The 16,459-nt window shown below is 61.3% G+C and carries 13 protein-coding genes; 9 read left to right on the plus strand and 4 right to left on the minus strand.

The annotated features are described in order from the left end of the window. Positions 1–26: 26 nt before the first annotated feature. Entirely contained in the window at positions 27–1,697 is a 1,671-nt protein-coding gene (locus DM807_RS10450) for a lactate permease LctP family transporter (RefSeq protein ID WP_179027360.1), read from the minus strand. A gap of 254 nt (positions 1,698–1,951) precedes the next feature. Between DM807_RS10450 and DM807_RS10455 the strand changes: the two genes are divergently transcribed. After that, positions 1,952–2,719, plus strand: a complete 768-nt coding sequence (locus DM807_RS10455) for an FCD domain-containing protein (RefSeq protein WP_012274262.1) — start codon at positions 1,952–1,954, stop codon at positions 2,717–2,719. 132 nt (positions 2,720–2,851) lie between these two features. Here the strand turns inward: DM807_RS10455 and smpB are convergent, their stop codons facing one another. After that, the gene (smpB, locus tag DM807_RS10460) at positions 2,852–3,334 is read right to left on the minus strand and encodes an SsrA-binding protein SmpB (RefSeq protein ID WP_012274261.1); all 483 of its coding nucleotides are present in this window, start codon (positions 3,332–3,334) and stop codon (positions 2,852–2,854) included. Positions 3,335–3,497: 163 nt separating this feature from the next. Between smpB and DM807_RS10465 the strand changes: the two genes are divergently transcribed. Beyond that, entirely contained in the window at positions 3,498–3,932 is a 435-nt protein-coding gene (locus tag DM807_RS10465) for a type II toxin-antitoxin system RatA family toxin (protein WP_012274260.1), read from the plus strand. A gap of 60 nt (positions 3,933–3,992) precedes the next feature. Here the strand turns inward: DM807_RS10465 and DM807_RS10470 are convergent, their stop codons facing one another. After that, positions 3,993–4,529, minus strand: coding sequence for an outer membrane protein assembly factor BamE (locus DM807_RS10470; protein ID WP_012274259.1), 537 nt, complete (start codon positions 4,527–4,529; stop codon positions 3,993–3,995). A 97-nt stretch (positions 4,530–4,626) separates the two neighbouring features. On the opposite strand from DM807_RS10470, the gene fur reads away from it, so the two are divergent. Next, on the plus strand, positions 4,627–5,031 hold the full coding sequence (fur, locus tag DM807_RS10475; RefSeq protein WP_012274258.1) for a ferric iron uptake transcriptional regulator: 405 nt from the start codon (positions 4,627–4,629) through the stop codon (positions 5,029–5,031). A 116-nt stretch (positions 5,032–5,147) separates the two neighbouring features. On the opposite strand, the gene recN is transcribed toward fur, so the two are convergent. After that, the gene (gene recN / locus DM807_RS10480; RefSeq protein ID WP_179027361.1) at positions 5,148–6,821 is read right to left on the minus strand and encodes a DNA repair protein RecN; all 1,674 of its coding nucleotides are present in this window, start codon (positions 6,819–6,821) and stop codon (positions 5,148–5,150) included. Positions 6,822–7,011: 190 nt separating this feature from the next. On the opposite strand from recN, the gene grpE reads away from it, so the two are divergent. The 6 genes from grpE to carB all read left to right on the plus strand — a co-directional run bounded on the left by grpE (position 7,012) and on the right by carB (position 16,457). Beyond that, positions 7,012–7,566 carry a nucleotide exchange factor GrpE gene (grpE, locus tag DM807_RS10485; RefSeq protein ID WP_012274256.1) on the plus strand — a complete coding sequence of 185 codons (555 nt, stop codon included), beginning with the start codon at positions 7,012–7,014 and terminating at the stop codon, positions 7,564–7,566. Between the two features lie 101 nt (positions 7,567–7,667). Continuing rightward, the gene (dnaK, locus tag DM807_RS10490) at positions 7,668–9,593 is read left to right on the plus strand and encodes a molecular chaperone DnaK (RefSeq protein ID WP_060494570.1); all 1,926 of its coding nucleotides are present in this window, start codon (positions 7,668–7,670) and stop codon (positions 9,591–9,593) included. A gap of 194 nt (positions 9,594–9,787) precedes the next feature. Further along, on the plus strand, positions 9,788–10,912 hold the full coding sequence (gene dnaJ / locus DM807_RS10495; RefSeq protein WP_012274254.1) for a molecular chaperone DnaJ: 1,125 nt from the start codon (positions 9,788–9,790) through the stop codon (positions 10,910–10,912). A gap of 13 nt (positions 10,913–10,925) precedes the next feature. Beyond that, positions 10,926–11,729, plus strand: coding sequence for a 4-hydroxy-tetrahydrodipicolinate reductase (dapB, locus tag DM807_RS10500; RefSeq protein ID WP_012274253.1), 804 nt, complete (start codon positions 10,926–10,928; stop codon positions 11,727–11,729). Between the two features lie 264 nt (positions 11,730–11,993). Beyond that, a complete protein-coding gene (carA, locus tag DM807_RS10505; protein WP_003249935.1) occupies positions 11,994–13,130 on the plus strand; it encodes a glutamine-hydrolyzing carbamoyl-phosphate synthase small subunit in 1,137 nt (378 codons plus the stop codon). Between the two features lie 105 nt (positions 13,131–13,235). Continuing rightward, positions 13,236–16,457: a carbamoyl-phosphate synthase large subunit gene (gene carB, locus DM807_RS10510; RefSeq protein WP_012274252.1), complete on the plus strand. Its 3,222-nt coding sequence runs from the start codon at positions 13,236–13,238 to the stop codon at positions 16,455–16,457. The last annotated feature ends 2 nt before the right edge of the window (positions 16,458–16,459 follow it).

A 16,459-nucleotide genomic window follows, 5' to 3' on the forward strand; every position in this document is an offset into this window, starting at 1 on the left:
CGCGATGGCGCCCGGCCCCTTTCACTTTAGTGATGAACCAGCATGCCGGTCAGCCAGTAAGCCTGGATCAGGGTGATCAGGCCGACGATGGTGGCGAAGAACAGGCTGTGCTTGACGGTGAAGCGGAACAGGTCCGATTCCTTGCCCACCAGGCCGGTGGCGGCGCAGGCCACGGCGATCGATTGCGGCGAGATCATCTTGCCGGTCACGCCGCCGCTGGTGTTGGCCGCTACCAGCAGGGTGTCGTTGACCCCGATCTGGTGCGCGGTGGTGGCCTGCAGCGAGCTGAACAGGGCGTTGGACGAGGTGTCCGAGCCAGTCAGGAACACGCCCAGCCAGCCGAGGAACGGCGAGAAGAACGGGAATGCAGCGCCGGTGCCGGCCAGCACCAGGGCCATGGTCGAGGACATGCCGGAGTAGTTGGTGACGAAGGCGAAGGCCAGCACCATGCCGATCGACAGAATCGGCCAGCGCAGTTCCCAGAAGGTTTCTTTGAAAGTGGTAAGACCAATTTTGAAGTTGATCTTCAGCACCGCCATGGAGATCAGTGCCGAGAGGAAGATCGCGGTGCCGGTGGCGGAGATCGGGTCGAGCTTGAACACCGCAGGCATGGCGGTCGGCGCGGCAACGATCGGTGCGGTCTTGATCACCAGCTGGTCGAGGTGTGGGATGGCGAAGTTGAACACGAAGTTGTACATCGCGCCGCCTGGGGCGAACGCTGCCTTGAACGGCTTCAGGGTCCAGATGGTGACCAGTACGGTCAGGATCAGGAACGGCGACCAGGCCTTGAAGATCTCGCCAAAGCTGTACGGGCTAGGCTGGCTGCCGCTTGGCTGCACCACGGCGGCGCCGACGCTGCCCTTGGCTTCGCTGAACGAACGCTTGGGCTGCCAGACCTTCAGGAACAGGGTGAGGCAGATCAGGCTGGCCAGTGCCGAGGTGATGTCTGGCAGCTCTGGGCCGATGAAGTTCGAGGTGAAGTATTGGGTGACGGCGAAGCTCAAGCCGGCGACCAGCGCTGCAGGCCAGGTTTCCTTCACGCCGCGCAGGCCGTCCATCATGAACACCAGCCAGAACGGCACGAACAGCGACAGCAGTGGCAGTTGGCGGCCGGTCATGGCGCCGATGTGGAAGGCGTCGATGCCGGTGACCTGGCCGGCCACGATGATCGGGATGCCCAGGGCGCCGAAGGCCACCGGTGCGGTGTTGGCGATCAGGCACAGGCCGGCGGCGTACAGCGGGTTGAAGCCCAGGCCCACCAGCAGCGCGGCAGTGATTGCCACGGGTGCGCCGAAGCCTGCAGCGCCTTCCAGGAAGGCACCGAAGCAGAAGCCGATCAGCAGTACTTGCAGGCGCTGGTCGTCGGTAATCGACAGCACCGAGCTGCGGATCACCTCGAACTGGCCGCTCTTGACCGTGAGTTTGTACAGGAACACCGCGGCAACGATGATCCAGGCAATTGGCCAGAGGCCGTAGAGGAAGCCGTAACCCGCGGAGGCGAAGGCCATGTCGACAGGCATCTGGAAGGCGAAGATGGCCACCAGGATCGACAACGCGAGGGTGATGCTGCCCGCTATGTGGCCCTTGAGGCGGAACACGGCGAGGGCCAGAAAGAAGAACACGATGGGGATGACCGCCGCCAGTGCGGACAGGCCAAGACTACCAAGCGGGCTATAGAGTTGTTGCCAGGTTTGCATATGGGGTGGCCCCTAATTGTTGTTGGTCAGCACTGGCATTGGATAATTGGTAAGACCAATTTACAATGGCTGGTCGCTAGGTTAAAAGCGCTGTCGTGGGTGTGTCAATTTGTCCTGCGCAAAACTTTGGTCGCGTGCCGATGAGCGGGCACCTGATGCGCTGGGAAAATCGCGGCTTGATGGGTGTGTGCGCGGCCTGGATCGGCGAGAATAGGCGCCCCTGAAATTTGCTGGGGGTTTGTGGAGAGCATGTGATGGTTTTTGATCAGGTCCGCCAACGGCGCCTGTCCGACGACATTGTCGATCGGTTGGAAGGGATGATTCTGGAAGGCACGCTGACCTCGGGGCAGCGGCTGCCGGCCGAGCGCGTCCTTGCCGAGCAATTTGGTGTGTCCCGCCCGTCACTGCGTGAGGCGATCCAGAAGCTGGTGGCCAAAGGGCTGCTGGTCAGCCGTCAGGGCGGGGGCAATTTTGTTGCCGAGTCGCTGGGGTCCACCTTCAGCGACCCATTGCTGCAGTTGCTCGAGCACAGTGCTGAGGCGCAGCGTGACCTGCTCGAATTCCGCCATACCCTGGAGGCGTCCTGTGCCTACTATGCTGCCCAGCGTGCCACCGAGCCTGACCGAGCGCGGTTGAAGGCGGCCTTCGATGTGTTGCAGGACTGCTATGCCAGGGTCGACGAAGTGACCCGGGCGGAGGAGGGCGCGGCGGATGCACGCTTCCACTTGGCAATTGCCGAGGCCAGCCATAACGCAGTGTTGCTGCATACCATTCGGGGGTTGTTCGACCTGCTCAAGCGCAACGTGGTGACTAACATTGGCGGCATGTACCAGCAGCGCACCGAAACCCGGGACATGCTGATCAGTCAGCACCGGGAGCTGTACCTGGCGATTGTCGAGGGCAGGGCGGAGGATGCGCGCGAGGTGTCCAGCCGGCACATTCTGTATGTGCAGGAGGTGCTGCAAGAGGCGCACGAAGAGGCGCAGCGGGTGGCGCGGGCAGAGCGGCGTAGCGGGCGTTGAGATTTGTGGTGGCAGTGCTGGCCTCTTCGCGGGTGAACCCGCTCCCACAGGGTTCTCACAGCCTTCAAGGGCAGTGATATACCTGTGGGGGCGGGTTTACCCGCGAAGAGGGCCGAACAGGCGAAAGAAGATCTAGTCTTCCTTGCCCTTGTTCCGCACAGCCCGCTGCAGCTCGCGGTTGGAGTCGCGCTCGCGCATGGTGTCGCGCTTGTCGAACTCCTTCTTGCCCTTGCCCAGTGCGATTTCGCACTTGATCAGGTGCTTGCTCCAGTACAGCGCCAAGGCCACGCAGGTGTAGCCTTTTTGCGCCACGGCCGCTTCCAGGCGCTCAAGCTCGCGCTTGTTCAGCAGCAGCTTGCGGGTGCGGATGGGGTCGGCGATGACGTGGGTGCTGGCGGTGGTCAGCGGGGTGATGTGGCTGCCGAACAGCCAGGCTTCACCGTCCTTGAGCAGCACGTAGCTGTCGGTCAGGTGCGCCTTGCCAGCTCGCAGGCTTTTTACTTCCCAGCCGGACAGGACCAGCCCGGCCTCGAACTTGTGTTCGATGAAGTAATCGTGTCGCGCTTTCTTGTTTTGCGCGATGGTCCCGGTCGGATGTTTTTTTTGCTTAGCCATAGGGGCGGCATTATAGGCAAGTCCGCGCGTCGTCCGCTATGGGATTTCGGTGTGCTTGAGCCACCGGAATGAATACCGGACAATACAACCCCTGTCATACGCACAGAACCTGTTTTCGGCACGCTGCGAAGCGCCGCCACCCAGCCTTGGAAGTGACGCCTGGATGACTACCCATATTCAACGCTCCGCCCTGCTGCCATACCCCGCCCAGGCGCTCTACGATCTGGTCAACGATGTGGCCAGCTACCCTGAGTTTCTGCCGTGGTGCTCGGCCTCGACGGTGATCGAAGCCAGTGACACGCACATGCGGGCCAAGCTCGAAGTGGCCAAGGGCGGCATGAGCCAGCACTTCGTCACGCGAAATGTGCTGGTGCCAGGGCAGTCCATCGAGATGAACCTCGAAGAGGGGCCATTCACTCAGCTGCATGGTGTGTGGGTGTTCAAACCGCTGGGTGAAAAAGCCTGCAAGATCAGCCTGGACCTGTCCTTCGATTATGCCGGGCCGATCGTGCGTGCCACGTTGGGGCCGCTGTTCAACCAGGCAGCCAACACCCTGGTCGACGCCTTCTGCCAGCGCGCCAAGCAATTGCATGCCTGACGGATAAGGCGCAAAAAAAAGCCCGGACCAGGTCCGGGCTTTTTTGTATCTGCTGTGCGATTACCGGGTTTCCAGTGGTGCTGGCGTCGGGACTGGGGTGGTCTCGATGGTATCGATTTCGCGCTGGATGGACTCTTCGGTCGAACCAGGCTTGGCTGGTTTTTCCACCGGCTGTGGTGCCGGCTGTTCGGCCTGGCCTGGCTCGGTGGCTGGGCTGACGGTGGTGTCGCTGCTGCCGCCGAGGATTTCCTGGTCGCGGCTTACGCCCGGCATGAAGTCGCCAGACAGGCTGACCAGTTGGTCGCTTTCGTTGAAGAAGATGCTCATGCGCTCTTGCTGGCGTTTACCGCCACCAGGCTGCAGGCTGTACAGGTAATCCCAACGGTTGGTGTTGAAGGTATCCTGAATCAGCGGGTTGCCCATGATAAACCTTACTTGCCGTCGGGTCATTCCCGGGCGTAATTGGTCTATCATGTCTTGCGTGACGACATTGCCCTGCTGGATGTCGATTTTGTAAACCCCGGGAAACGAGCAACCGGCGAGTGCGAGCAGTCCCACTAGGGTGAGGCTGGTTAGCAAGAGCTTGGTGTTTTGCATCGGTGGGCGACTTCCACTATCTTGGCTGGACAACGTAAACCCCGATCATACCCGTATTAAGAGAAGCTGCGAAGCAGCATCGGCGAGAAAGCTGACCATGGTTGAAAATAGCGAATTGCGCAAAGCCGGTCTCAAGGTGACCCTGCCTCGAGTAAAGATCCTTCAGATGCTCGACTCTACCGAGCAGCGTCACATGAGTGCAGAGGATGTCTACAAGGCGCTGATGGAGGCTGGCGAAGATGTGGGCCTGGCCACCGTCTATCGCGTGCTGACTCAGTTCGAAGCGGCGGGTCTGGTGGTTCGCCACAACTTCGACGGCGGCCACGCGGTGTTCGAACTGGCCGATGGCGGTCACCACGACCATATGGTGAACGTGGATACCAGTGAAGTCATCGAGTTCATGGATGCCGAAATCGAGAAGCGCCAGCGCGAAATCGTGGCCGAGCATGGCTACGAGCTGGTGGACCACAATCTGGTCCTGTACGTGCGTAAGAAGAAGTAACGATTTATATCGTTATGAATAGCAAAGGCGACCTTCGGGTCGCCTTTGTGCTTTCTGAGGGTCTTAAGGCAACGCAGGTCGCTTTCACAACAACTGCATTGGCCTGGTAGAGCAGCTCAAGCCTTTCCAGAAACCACCATCTTGCGCGCATGCGCCAAGGACTCTTTGGTCAGGTCGATGCCGCCCAGCATCCGCGCCACTTCTTCTACCCGCTCACGTTTGCCCAGGCTGGCCACGGCGGTGTGGGTGGTATCACTGTTGCGCACCTTGTGTACGAACAGGTGATGATGCCCTTGTGCTGCTACCTGTGGCAGGTGTGTCACGGTCAGCACCTGGCCACGCTCGCCCAGGCGACGCAGCAATTGGCCGACGATTTCGGCAGTGGGGCCGCCGATACCCACGTCGACTTCGTCGAATACCAGGGTCGGGATGCGCGAGGTCTGTGCCGTGATCACCTGGATCGCCAGGCTGATACGCGACAGTTCGCCGCCCGAGGCCACCTTCGCCAGGCCTTTGAGTGGTTGGCCGGGGTTTGCGCTGACCAGCAGCTCGATCTGCTCCAGGCCATGGGGTGAGAGGTCGGAGCCCTCGTTAGGTGTCAGCTCGATGCAGAAGCGACCGCCAGGCATGCCCAGGCGCTGGATTTCCTGTTCGACGGCGCCCGCCAGTTGCTGGGCTGCCTGCTGACGCAGGCCGCTGAGTTCGCGGGCCTTCTCTTTATAGTGCTGGGCGAAGGCGGCAAGCTCTTCACCCAGGCGCTCGATCGACTCGTCACTGGCGTTAAGGCCTTCGATTTCTTCCATCAGCCGTTGCTGCAGGTGAGGCAGTTCGGTGGGGTGCACGCGGTGTTTGCGCGCCAGCGTATAGAGGGTGTCGAGGCGCTCTTCCAAGGCCTGCAGGCGCATCGGGTCGGCATCGAAGTTGTCGAGGAAGCGGTTGAGTTCGCCCACGGCTTCCTCGACCTGGATTTGCGCGCTGGCGATCAGGTTGGCTGCTTCGCCCAGTGCCTTGGGTGAGTTGGTGGCGGCACCCAGACGATTGAGGCAGGAGGTGAGGGCACTGAGCACGTTGCCCGAGTCGCTCTCGCTGCACTGGTCGATGACCTGGCGACAGATGCCGAACAGGGCTTCGGCGCTGGTCAGGTTCTTGTGCTCCTGTTCCAGCTGCTCCAGTTCGTGCTCGCCAAGGCCCAGGTTGTCCAGTTCTTCCAGTTGGTAGCTGAGCAGTTGGTGGCGGGCGCGCTGCTCGTCGCCGGAATTGGACAGGCGCTCCAGCTCCAGGCGGGTTTGGTTCCAGCGCTTGGCTGCCAGCTGTACCTGGCGGGCCAGGTCGACGGCGCCCGCATACTCGTCGAGCAAGCGGCGATGGGTGTCGGTCTTGAGCAGCGACTGGTGCTCGTGCTGGCTATGGATGTCGATCAGCAGTTCGCCCAGCGCTTTAAGGTCGCCAAGCGGGCAGGGCGTGCCGTTGATGTAGCCGCGGCTGCGGCCTTCGGCGGTGATCACCCGGCGCAGGATGCACAGGCCGTCGTTGTCCAGGTCGCGCTCGGTCAGCCAGGCATGCGCCTCGGGGATGTCCAGCAGGTCGAAGGTGGCGAGGATGTCTGCCTTGTCGGTGCCGGGGCGCACCACGCCGCTGTCGGCCCGGTCGCCCAAGGCCAGGCCAAGGGCGTCGAGCATGATCGATTTGCCGGCGCCGGTCTCACCGGTGATGACAGACATGCCACGGGCGATTTCGAGGTCGAGGTGCTCGACGATGGCGTAATTGTGAATGGACAGGTGCACCAGCATGGGGCGGCTCCCGAAAGTCAGGTCTGGTTATTTATACAGTACTTTTTTCAGGCCTGCCAATGCCCCTTGGCAGATTCTGTTGCGGCCCTGAAAACCACCTTGCCCCTTGAAGCTGGTTTTTCAGGCCCCATATAGCCGGCAGACACGGCGAGCTTTGCTCGTACTACAGAAATTGCGGAGGAGAGAACCCATGGCTGACGATCAGCTGAACGAGAAAGACCTTAATGCCGAAGAAGCCGCTGCAGTGGATAACGGCGCCCGCGTTCAGGAGCTCGAGGAGCAGCTGGCCGCCGCCAAGGATCAGTCCCTGCGTGTCGCAGCAGAAGCGCAGAACAGCATTCGCCGCGCCGAGCAGGAAGTCGACAAGGCCCGCAAGTTCGCCCTCGAGAAATTCTCCAGCGACCTGCTGCCGGTGATCGACAGCCTGGAACTGGCCTTGGCTCACTCCAGCGCCGACGACGAGCACGTCAAGCAGATTCGTGAAGGCGTCGAGCTGACCCTGAAGATGTTCCAGGACACCCTCAAGCGCTACAACCTCGAAGCTGTCGACCCGCACGGTCAGCCGTTCAACCCTGAGCACCACCAGGCCATGGCCATGCAGGAAAACGCCGAAGTAGAGCCAAACAGCGTGCTGAACGTGTTCCAGAAAGGCTACCTGCTGAATGGCCGCCTGCTGCGCCCCGCCATGGTGGTGGTCAGCAAGGCGCCGGCTGCCCCGCAACCTTCTATCGACGAGAAGGCTTGAAATTAGTCCGGGCATCCCCATCTAGGTGTCAAGCGATCAAGTATTACCGCAGTTGGCCGAAGTAGCCGCTGCCGCCAAATTCAAGTTTCGGGAGAGTTAACATGGGCAAAATCATCGGTATCGACCTGGGGACCACCAACTCGTGCGTCTCCATTCTGGAAAACGGTAACGTCAAGGTCATCGAAAACGCCGAAGGCGCGCGTACTACCCCTTCGATCGTGGCTTATGCCAACGACGGCGAAATCCTGGTTGGCCAGTCGGCCAAGCGCCAGGCTGTGACCAACCCGCACAACACCCTGTTCGCAGTGAAGCGCCTGATTGGCCGCCGCTTCGAAGAAGAGGTCGTGCAGAAAGACATCAAGCTGGTGCCATACAAAATCGTCAAGGGCGGTAACGGCGACGCTTGGGTACAGGCCGGCGGCAAGGACATGGCGCCACCGCAAATCAGCGCCGAAGTGCTGAAAAAAATGAAGAAGACCGCCGAAGACTACCTCGGCGAGCCTGTCACCGAGGCGGTCATCACCGTTCCGGCCTACTTCAACGACAGCCAGCGCCAGGCCACCAAGGATGCCGGCCGCATCGCTGGTCTGGACGTCAAGCGCATCATCAACGAGCCGACCGCCGCTGCTCTGGCTTACGGCATGGACAAGGCCAAAGGCGACCACACCGTCATCGTTTATGACCTGGGTGGTGGTACCTTCGACGTTTCGGTCATCGAAATCGCCGAAGTCGACGGTGAGCATCAGTTCGAAGTACTGGCCACCAACGGCGACACCTTCCTGGGTGGCGAAGACTTCGACATGCGCCTGATCGACTACCTTGTCGACGAGTTCAAGAAAGAGTCCGGCATGGACCTGAAGAACGATCCGCTGGCCCTGCAGCGCCTGAAAGAAGCTGCCGAGAAAGCCAAGATCGAGCTGTCCTCGACTCAGTCGACCGACGTCAACCTGCCGTACATCACCGCAGATGCGACGGGTCCGAAGCACCTGAACGTGAAAATCTCCCGCGCCAAGCTGGAGTCGCTGGTAGAAGACCTGGTTCAACGTACCATCGAGCCTTGCCGCATCGCCCTGAAAGACGCCGGCATCGACGCCAGCAAGATCGACGACGTGATCCTGGTCGGTGGCCAGACCCGTATGCCGCTGGTGCAGAAAACCGTTGCTGACTTCTTCGGTAAAGAAGCGCGCAAGGACGTCAACCCGGACGAAGCAGTTGCCATGGGTGCTGCCATCCAGGGCGCGGTATTGGCCGGTGACGTGAAAGACGTACTGCTGCTGGACGTCAGCCCGCTGACCCTGGGTATCGAAACTATGGGTGGCGTGATGACCGCGCTGATCGAGAAGAACACCACCATCCCGACCAAAAAGTCGCAGGTGTTCTCGACCGCCGATGACAACCAGGGCGCCGTGACCATTCACGTGCTGCAGGGTGAGCGTAAGCAGGCTGCGCAGAACAAGTCGCTGGGCAAGTTTGACCTGGCTGACATTCCGCCAGCACCACGTGGCGTACCGCAGATCGAAGTGACCTTCGACATCGACGCCAACGGCATCCTGCACGTTGGCGCCAAAGACAAGGCCACCGGCAAGGCTCAGTCGATCGTGATCAAGGCCAACTCCGGTCTGTCGGACGAGGAAATCGAGCGCATGGTGCGTGACGCCGAGGCCAACGCCGAGGAAGACCGCAAGTTCGAAGAACTGGCCGCTGCCCGTAACCAGGGTGACGCGCTGGTGCACTCGACTCGCAAGATGGTCGTTGATGCCGGTGACAAGGTCACTGCTGAAGAGAAGACCGCGATCGAAGCTGCCGTGGTTGCCCTGGAAGCCGCTGTCAAAGGCGACGACAAGGCCGCAATCGACGCCAAGGTCGAAGAGCTGTCCAAAGTCTCTGCCCCGGTTGCCCAGAAGATGTACGCCGAGCAGTCGGCCGAACAGCCTCAGGGTGGCGCGCAGCAGGCCGAGCCGGAAGCCAAGCACGATGACGTGGTTGACGCCGAGTTCGAAGAAGTGAAAGGCGACGACAAGAAGTAATCGTTGCATGTTGTCGGCCAGTTCACCGGTGTTTGCCGGTGAACTGGTAGGATGTCGCCGCGCGGGGGCTTGCTCCCGCGTTGGCGTATCTGGAATTCGAGAATTTTTACAGCATCTGTCAGCGCTCCTTGGGGGTGGGCAGGTGCTGACGGCGCGGCGCAGATGCCTGACGCCTAACAAGGTGCAAATGACCTATGTCCAAGCGTGATTATTATGAGGTCCTGGGTGTCGAGCGCGGCGCCAGCGAAGCTGACCTCAAGAAGGCGTATCGCCGTCTGGCGATGAAGTATCACCCGGACCGCAACCCGGGCGATAAAGAGTCGGAAGACAAGTTCAAGGAGGCCAACGAGGCCTACGAAGTGCTGTCTGACGCGAGCAAGCGCGCGGCCTTCGACCAGTATGGCCACGCTGGCGTCGACCCAAGCATGGGTGGCGGCGGTGCCGGCTTCGGTGGCGCCAACTTCTCCGACATCTTCGGTGATGTGTTCAGCGATTTCTTCGGTGGCGGCCGCGGTGGCGGACGTGGCGGTGCCCAGCGCGGCAGCGACCTGCGCTACACCCTTGAACTGAACCTGGAAGAAGCGGTGCGCGGCACCACGGTCAGCATTCGCGTGCCTACCTTGGTCAACTGCCAGCCTTGCGACGGTTCCGGTGCCAAGAAGGGTTCGACCCCTTCGACCTGCCCGACCTGCGGCGGCATCGGCCAGGTGCGCATGCAGCAAGGCTTCTTCTCGGTGCAGCAGACCTGCCCGCGCTGCCACGGTCAAGGCAAGATCATTACCGACCCGTGCACCTCGTGCCACGGCGAAGGTCGTGTCGAGGAATACAAGACGCTGTCGGTCAAGGTGCCGGCGGGTGTCGATACCGGTGACCGCATTCGCCTGTCGGGCGAGGGTGAGGCCGGTACCCATGGTGGCCCGACCGGTGACCTGTACGTGGTGATCAGCGTGCGTGAGCACGAGATCTTCCAGCGCGACGGCAAGCACCTGTACTGCGAAGTGCCGATCAGCTACACCGATGCCGCCCTGGGCGGCGAGCTGGAAGTGCCGACCCTGGATGGCCGCGTGAAGCTGAAAATTCCGGAAGGCACCCAGACCGGCAAGCAGTTCCGTTTGCGCGGCAAGGGCGTTGCTCCGGTACGTGGTGGTGGTGCGGGCGACCTGCTGTGCCGCGTGGCGGTGGAAACCCCGGTCAACCTCAGCCGCCGCCAGCGCGAGCTGCTCGAGGAGCTGCGTGATTCGCTGGAAGGCGACAGCTCCCACTCGCCCAAGGCCAGTGGCTGGTTCGATGGCGTGAAGCGCTTCTTCGGCGATCTCTGACAAGGAAATGGCTATGCGACGTATTGCGGTAATGGGTGCGGCTGGGCGGATGGGCAAGACCCTGATCGAAGCCGTACAGCAAACCCCTGGTGCTGGGCTGACGGCGGCGATCGATCGCCCTGACAGCTCGCTGGTGGGCGCTGATGCTGGTGAGCTGGCGGCCCTCGGCCGGATCGGAGTGTTGCTCTCCGATGACCTGGCCAAGGTGGCTGACGAGTTCGACGTGCTGATCGACTTCACGCACCCTTCGGTGACCCTGAAGAACCTGGCGTTCTGCCGCAAGCACGGCAAAGCCATGATCATTGGCACCACGGGCTTCTCTGTCGAAGAGAAGCAGTTGCTGGCCGAGGCCGGCAAGGACATTCCAATCGTGTTCGCCGCCAACTTCAGTGTGGGTGTGAACCTTAGCCTCAAGTTGCTGGATATGGCGGCGCGGGTGCTGGGTGATGATGTCGATATCGAGATCATCGAGGCGCACCACCGGCACAAGGTCGATGCGCCGTCGGGTACTGCATTGCGCATGGGTGAAGTGGTTGCCAATGCGCTGGGGCGTAACCTGCAGGAAGTGGCGGTGTATGGCCGCGAAGGCCAGACCGGCGCGCGTGATCGCAAGACCATCGGCTTCGCTACCGTGCGGGCCGGCGACGTGGTGGGCGATCACACCGTGTTGTTTGCTGCCGAAGGCGAGCGCCTGGAAATCACTCACAAGGCCTCCAGCCGCATGACCTTCGCCAAGGGGGCCGTGCGTGCGGCGCTGTGGCTGGATGGGCGTGAGCCTGCGCTGTACGACATGCAGGATGTGCTCGAGCTGCGTTAAGCCGCTACGCGGTGTTGGTTTCTTCGCGGGTTTGCCCGCGAAGAAACCAACATGGACGTCAGCCTGTCGCATTCATGTGTTTTAGAGACACATCCACGGTAGACCGAAAACGCACTTTTCTGTAAGCTACAGCTTTAGTGTGTCCACTAAAAGCGCGCAGCGAATTGAATTCAGCACATGAAAGCGGGGTGACGTGTCCATACGTCACTCCGCTTTTTTGCAACCTGCGATCGCCCTTTCATGCTTGATTTACGGGAGGTCTTCTTGACAAAGCCAGCCATACTCGCCCTTGCCGACGGCAGTATTTTTCGCGGTGAAGCCATTGGTGCCGACGGTCAGACCGTTGGTGAGGTGGTATTCAACACCGCTATGACCGGCTACCAGGAAATCCTTACAGACCCTTCCTATGCGCAGCAAATCGTTACCCTGACCTACCCGCACATCGGCAACACCGGCACCACGCCGGAAGATGCCGAGTCGAACCGCGTCTGGTCCGCTGGCCTGGTCATCCGTGACCTGCCGCTGCTGGCCAGCAACTGGCGTAACACCCAGTCGCTGCCTGAGTACCTCAAGGCCAACAACGTCGTTGCCATTGCCGGCATCGACACCCGCCGCCTGACCCGTATCCTGCGTGAAAAGGGCGCCCAGAACGGTTGCATCCTCGCCGGTGACAACATCAGCGAAGAAGCCGCCATCGCCGCTGCCCGTGGCTTCCCAGGCCTGAAGGGCATGGACCTGGCCAAGGTTGTCTCCACCAAGGAACGCTACGAATGGCGCTCCAGTGTGTGGGAGCTGAAAACCGACAGCCACCCGACCATCGACGCTGCCGACCTGCCGTATCACGTGGTTGCCTTCGACTACGGCGTCAAGCTGAACATTCTGCGCATGCTGGTTGCCCGTGGCTGCCGCGTGACCGTGGTGCCGGCCCAGACCCCGGCCAGCGAAGTGCTGGCACTCAACCCGGACGGCGTGTTCCTGTCCAACGGCCCTGGTGACCCCGAGCCGTGCGACTACGCCATCCAGGCGATCAAGGAAATCCTCGAAACCGAGATCCCGGTATTCGGCATCTGCCTCGGTCACCAGCTGCTGGCCCTGGCTTCCGGCGCCAAGACCGTGAAAATGGGCCATGGCCACCATGGTGCCAACCACCCGGTCCAGGACCTGGACACCGGCGTGGTCATGATCACCAGCCAGAACCACGGCTTTGCCGTTGACGAAGCCACCCTGCCGGGTAACGTCCGCGCCATCCACAAGTCGCTGTTCGACGGCACCCTGCAAGGTATCGAGCGTACCGACAAGAGCGCGTTCAGCTTCCAGGGCCACCCTGAAGCGAGCCCAGGCCCGACCGACGTCGCGCCACTGTTCGATCGTTTCACCGATGCCATGGCCAAGCGCCGCTGAGCATCCTGCATCAAGGCCCCGGGCCGGCTCCTGCCGCGCCCGGAAGCGCCTGACCCAGATTGTTCAAAGCGGCTTGCCGACTGACCCCGGATTTGAGTGACCACCATGCCAAAACGTACAGACATCAAAAGCATCCTGATTCTCGGCGCTGGCCCGATCGTGATCGGCCAGGCCTGCGAATTCGACTACTCCGGCGCCCAGGCCTGTAAAGCCCTGCGCGAGGAAGGTTTCCGCGTCATCCTGGTGAACTCCAACCCAGCCACCATCATGACCGACCCGGCCATGGCCGACGCCACCTACATCGAGCCGATCAAGTGGCAGTCGGTGGCCAAGATCATCGAGAAAGAGCGCCCAGACGCCGTATTGCCGACCATGGGTGGCCAGACTGCACTGAACTGCGCCCTGGACCTGGAGCGCCACGGCGTTCTGGAGAAGTTCGGCGTAGAGATGATCGGTGCCAACGCCGACACCATCGACAAGGCTGAAGACCGTTCGCGCTTCGACAAGGCGATGAAGGACATCGGCCTGGAGTGCCCGCGCTCCGGTATCGCCCACAGCATGGAAGAGGCCAATGCGGTCCTCGAGAAGCTCGGCTTCCCATGCATCATCCGCCCGTCGTTCACCATGGGTGGCACTGGCGGTGGTATTGCTTACAACCGTGAAGAGTTCGAAGAAATCTGCACCCGTGGTCTGGACCTGTCGCCGACCAAAGAGCTGCTGATCGACGAATCGCTGATCGGCTGGAAAGAGTACGAGATGGAAGTGGTCCGCGACAAAAAGGACAACTGCATCATCGTCTGCTCCATCGAAAACTTCGACCCGATGGGTGTGCACACCGGTGACTCGATCACTGTCGCTCCGGCACAGACCCTGACCGACAAGGAATACCAGATCATGCGCAACGCCTCGCTGGCGGTGCTGCGTGAAATTGGTGTGGAAACCGGCGGTTCCAACGTGCAGTTCGGCATTTGCCCGAACACTGGCCGTATGGTCGTGATCGAGATGAACCCGCGCGTTTCGCGTTCGTCCGCCCTGGCTTCCAAGGCTACCGGCTTCCCGATCGCCAAGATCGCCGCCAAGCTGGCCATTGGCTACACCCTCGACGAGCTGCAGAACGACATCACTGGCGGCCGCACCCCGGCTTCCTTCGAGCCGTCGATCGACTACGTCGTCACCAAGCTGCCACGCTTCGCCTTCGAGAAATTCCCGAAAGCCGACGCCCGCCTGACCACCCAAATGAAATCCGTGGGTGAAGTCATGGCCATCGGCCGTACCTTCCAGGAATCCCTGCAGAAAGCCCTGCGCGGCCTGGAAGTCGGTGCTTGCGGCCTCGACCCTAAAGTCGACCTGGCCAGCCCGGAAGCTGCCAGCATCCTCAAGCGCGAGCTGACCGTGCCGGGTGCCGAGCGTATCTGGTACGTGGCTGACGCCATGCGTTCGGGCATGACCTGTGAAGAAATCTTCGCCCTGACCGGTATCGACATGTGGTTCCTGGTGCAGATGGAAGATCTGATCAAGGAAGAAGAGAAGGTCAAGACCCTGGCCCTGTCGGCGATCGACAAGGACTACATGCTGCGCCTCAAGCGCAAGGGCTTCTCGGATCAGCGTCTGGCTGTGTTGCTGGGCATCACCGACAAGAACCTGCGCCGTCACCGCCACAAGCTGGAAGTGTTCCCGGTGTACAAGCGCGTCGACACCTGCGCCGCCGAGTTCGCCACCGACACCGCCTACCTGTACTCCACCTATGAGGAAGAGTGCGAGGCCAACCCGTCGACCCGCGACAAGATCATGATCCTGGGTGGCGGCCCTAACCGTATCGGCCAGGGTATCGAGTTCGACTACTGCTGCGTACACGCTGCCCTGGCGCTGCGTGAAGACGGTTACGAGACCATCATGGTCAACTGCAACCCGGAAACTGTCTCTACCGACTACGACACTTCCGACCGTCTGTACTTCGAGCCGCTGACCCTGGAAGACGTGCTGGAAGTCTGCCGCGTCGAGAAGCCGAAAGGCGTGATCGTTCACTACGGCGGCCAGACCCCGCTGAAACTGGCCCGCGCTCTGGAAGAAGCTGGCGTACCGATCATCGGTACCAGTCCTGACGCCATCGACCGCGCCGAAGACCGTGAGCGCTTCCAGCAGATGGTTCAGCGCCTGAGCCTGCTGCAGCCGCCAAACGCCACCGTGCGCAGTGAAGAAGAAGCCATCCGCGCTGCGGGCGGCATCGGTTACCCGCTGGTTGTGCGCCCATCCTACGTACTGGGCGGCCGCGCCATGGAAATCGTCTACGAGCTGGACGAGCTGAAGCGCTACCTGCGTGAAGCGGTTCAGGTGTCGAACGACAGCCCGGTACTGCTCGACCACTTCCTCAACTGCGCCATCGAGATGGACGTGGATGCGGTGTGCGACGGCACCGACGTGGTCATCGGCGCGATCATGCAGCACATCGAACAGGCCGGCGTTCACTCCGGTGACTCGGCGTGCTCGCTGCCTCCTTACTCGCTGAGCAAGGAAGTGCAGGACGAAGTCCGCGTACAGGTCAAGAAAATGGCCCTGGAGCTGGGCGTGGTCGGCCTGATGAACGTGCAGCTGGCCCTGCAGGGCGACAAGATCTACGTGATCGAAGTCAACCCGCGTGCCTCGCGTACCGTGCCGTTCGTGTCCAAGTGCATCGGCACTTCCCTGGCCATGATCGCCGCCCGCGTCATGGCTGGCAAAACCCTGAAAGAGCTGGGCTTCACCCAGGAAATCATCCCGAACTTCTACAGCGTCAAGGAAGCCGTCTTCCCGTTCGCCAAGTTCCCAGGGGTTGACCCGATCCTCGGCCCTGAGATGAAATCGACCGGTGAAGTCATGGGTGTCGGTGACAGCTTCGGTGAAGCCTTCGCCAAGGCTCAGATGGGTGCGAGCGAAGTGCTGCCGACCGGCGGTACCGCGTTCATCAGCGTGCGTGACGACGACAAGCCACAAGTGGCAGGCGTTGCTCGCGACCTGATCGCCCTGGGCTTCGAAGTGGTTGCAACTGCTGGCACCGCCAAGGTTATCGAGGCGGCTGGCCTGAAAGTACGCCGTGTGAACAAGGTGACCGAAGGTCGCCCGCACGTGGTCGACATGATCAAGAACGACGAAGTGTCGCTGATCATCAACACCACCGAAGGCCGCCAGTCGATCGCCGATTCCTACTCGATTCGTCGCAATGCGCTGCAGCACAAGATTTACTGCACCACGACCATTGCGGCCGGTGAAGCCATCTGCGAAGCGCTGAAGTTTGGTCCGGAAAAGACCGTTCGTCGCTTGCAAGATCTGCATGCAGGACTGAAAGCATGAGC

The organism is Pseudomonas hunanensis (genome assembly GCF_013393325.1).
In the GTDB taxonomy this organism is placed as follows: Bacteria; Pseudomonadota; Gammaproteobacteria; order Pseudomonadales; family Pseudomonadaceae; genus Aquipseudomonas; species Aquipseudomonas putida_P.

Bases quoted from the DNA above. Each gene is read 5' to 3' on its own strand.
- carB (WP_012274252.1), top strand. From the start codon at position 13,236: ATGCCAAAACGTACAGACATCAAAAGCATCCTGATTCTCGGCGCTGGC.
- smpB (WP_012274261.1), bottom strand. From the start codon at position 3,334: ATGGCTAAGCAAAAAAAACATCCGACCGGGACCATCGCGCAAAACAAG.
- recN (WP_179027361.1), bottom strand. From the start codon at position 6,821: ATGCTGGTGCACCTGTCCATTCACAATTACGCCATCGTCGAGCACCTC.
- grpE (WP_012274256.1), top strand. From the start codon at position 7,012: ATGGCTGACGATCAGCTGAACGAGAAAGACCTTAATGCCGAAGAAGCC.
- DM807_RS10450 (WP_179027360.1), bottom strand. From the start codon at position 1,697: ATGCAAACCTGGCAACAACTCTATAGCCCGCTTGGTAGTCTTGGCCTG.
- dapB (WP_012274253.1), top strand. From the start codon at position 10,926: ATGCGACGTATTGCGGTAATGGGTGCGGCTGGGCGGATGGGCAAGACC.
- dnaK (WP_060494570.1), top strand. From the start codon at position 7,668: ATGGGCAAAATCATCGGTATCGACCTGGGGACCACCAACTCGTGCGTC.
- DM807_RS10465 (WP_012274260.1), top strand. From the start codon at position 3,498: ATGACTACCCATATTCAACGCTCCGCCCTGCTGCCATACCCCGCCCAG.
- fur (WP_012274258.1), top strand. From the start codon at position 4,627: ATGGTTGAAAATAGCGAATTGCGCAAAGCCGGTCTCAAGGTGACCCTG.
- DM807_RS10470 (WP_012274259.1), bottom strand. From the start codon at position 4,529: ATGCAAAACACCAAGCTCTTGCTAACCAGCCTCACCCTAGTGGGACTG.
- dnaJ (WP_012274254.1), top strand. From the start codon at position 9,788: ATGTCCAAGCGTGATTATTATGAGGTCCTGGGTGTCGAGCGCGGCGCC.
- DM807_RS10455 (WP_012274262.1), top strand. From the start codon at position 1,952: ATGGTTTTTGATCAGGTCCGCCAACGGCGCCTGTCCGACGACATTGTC.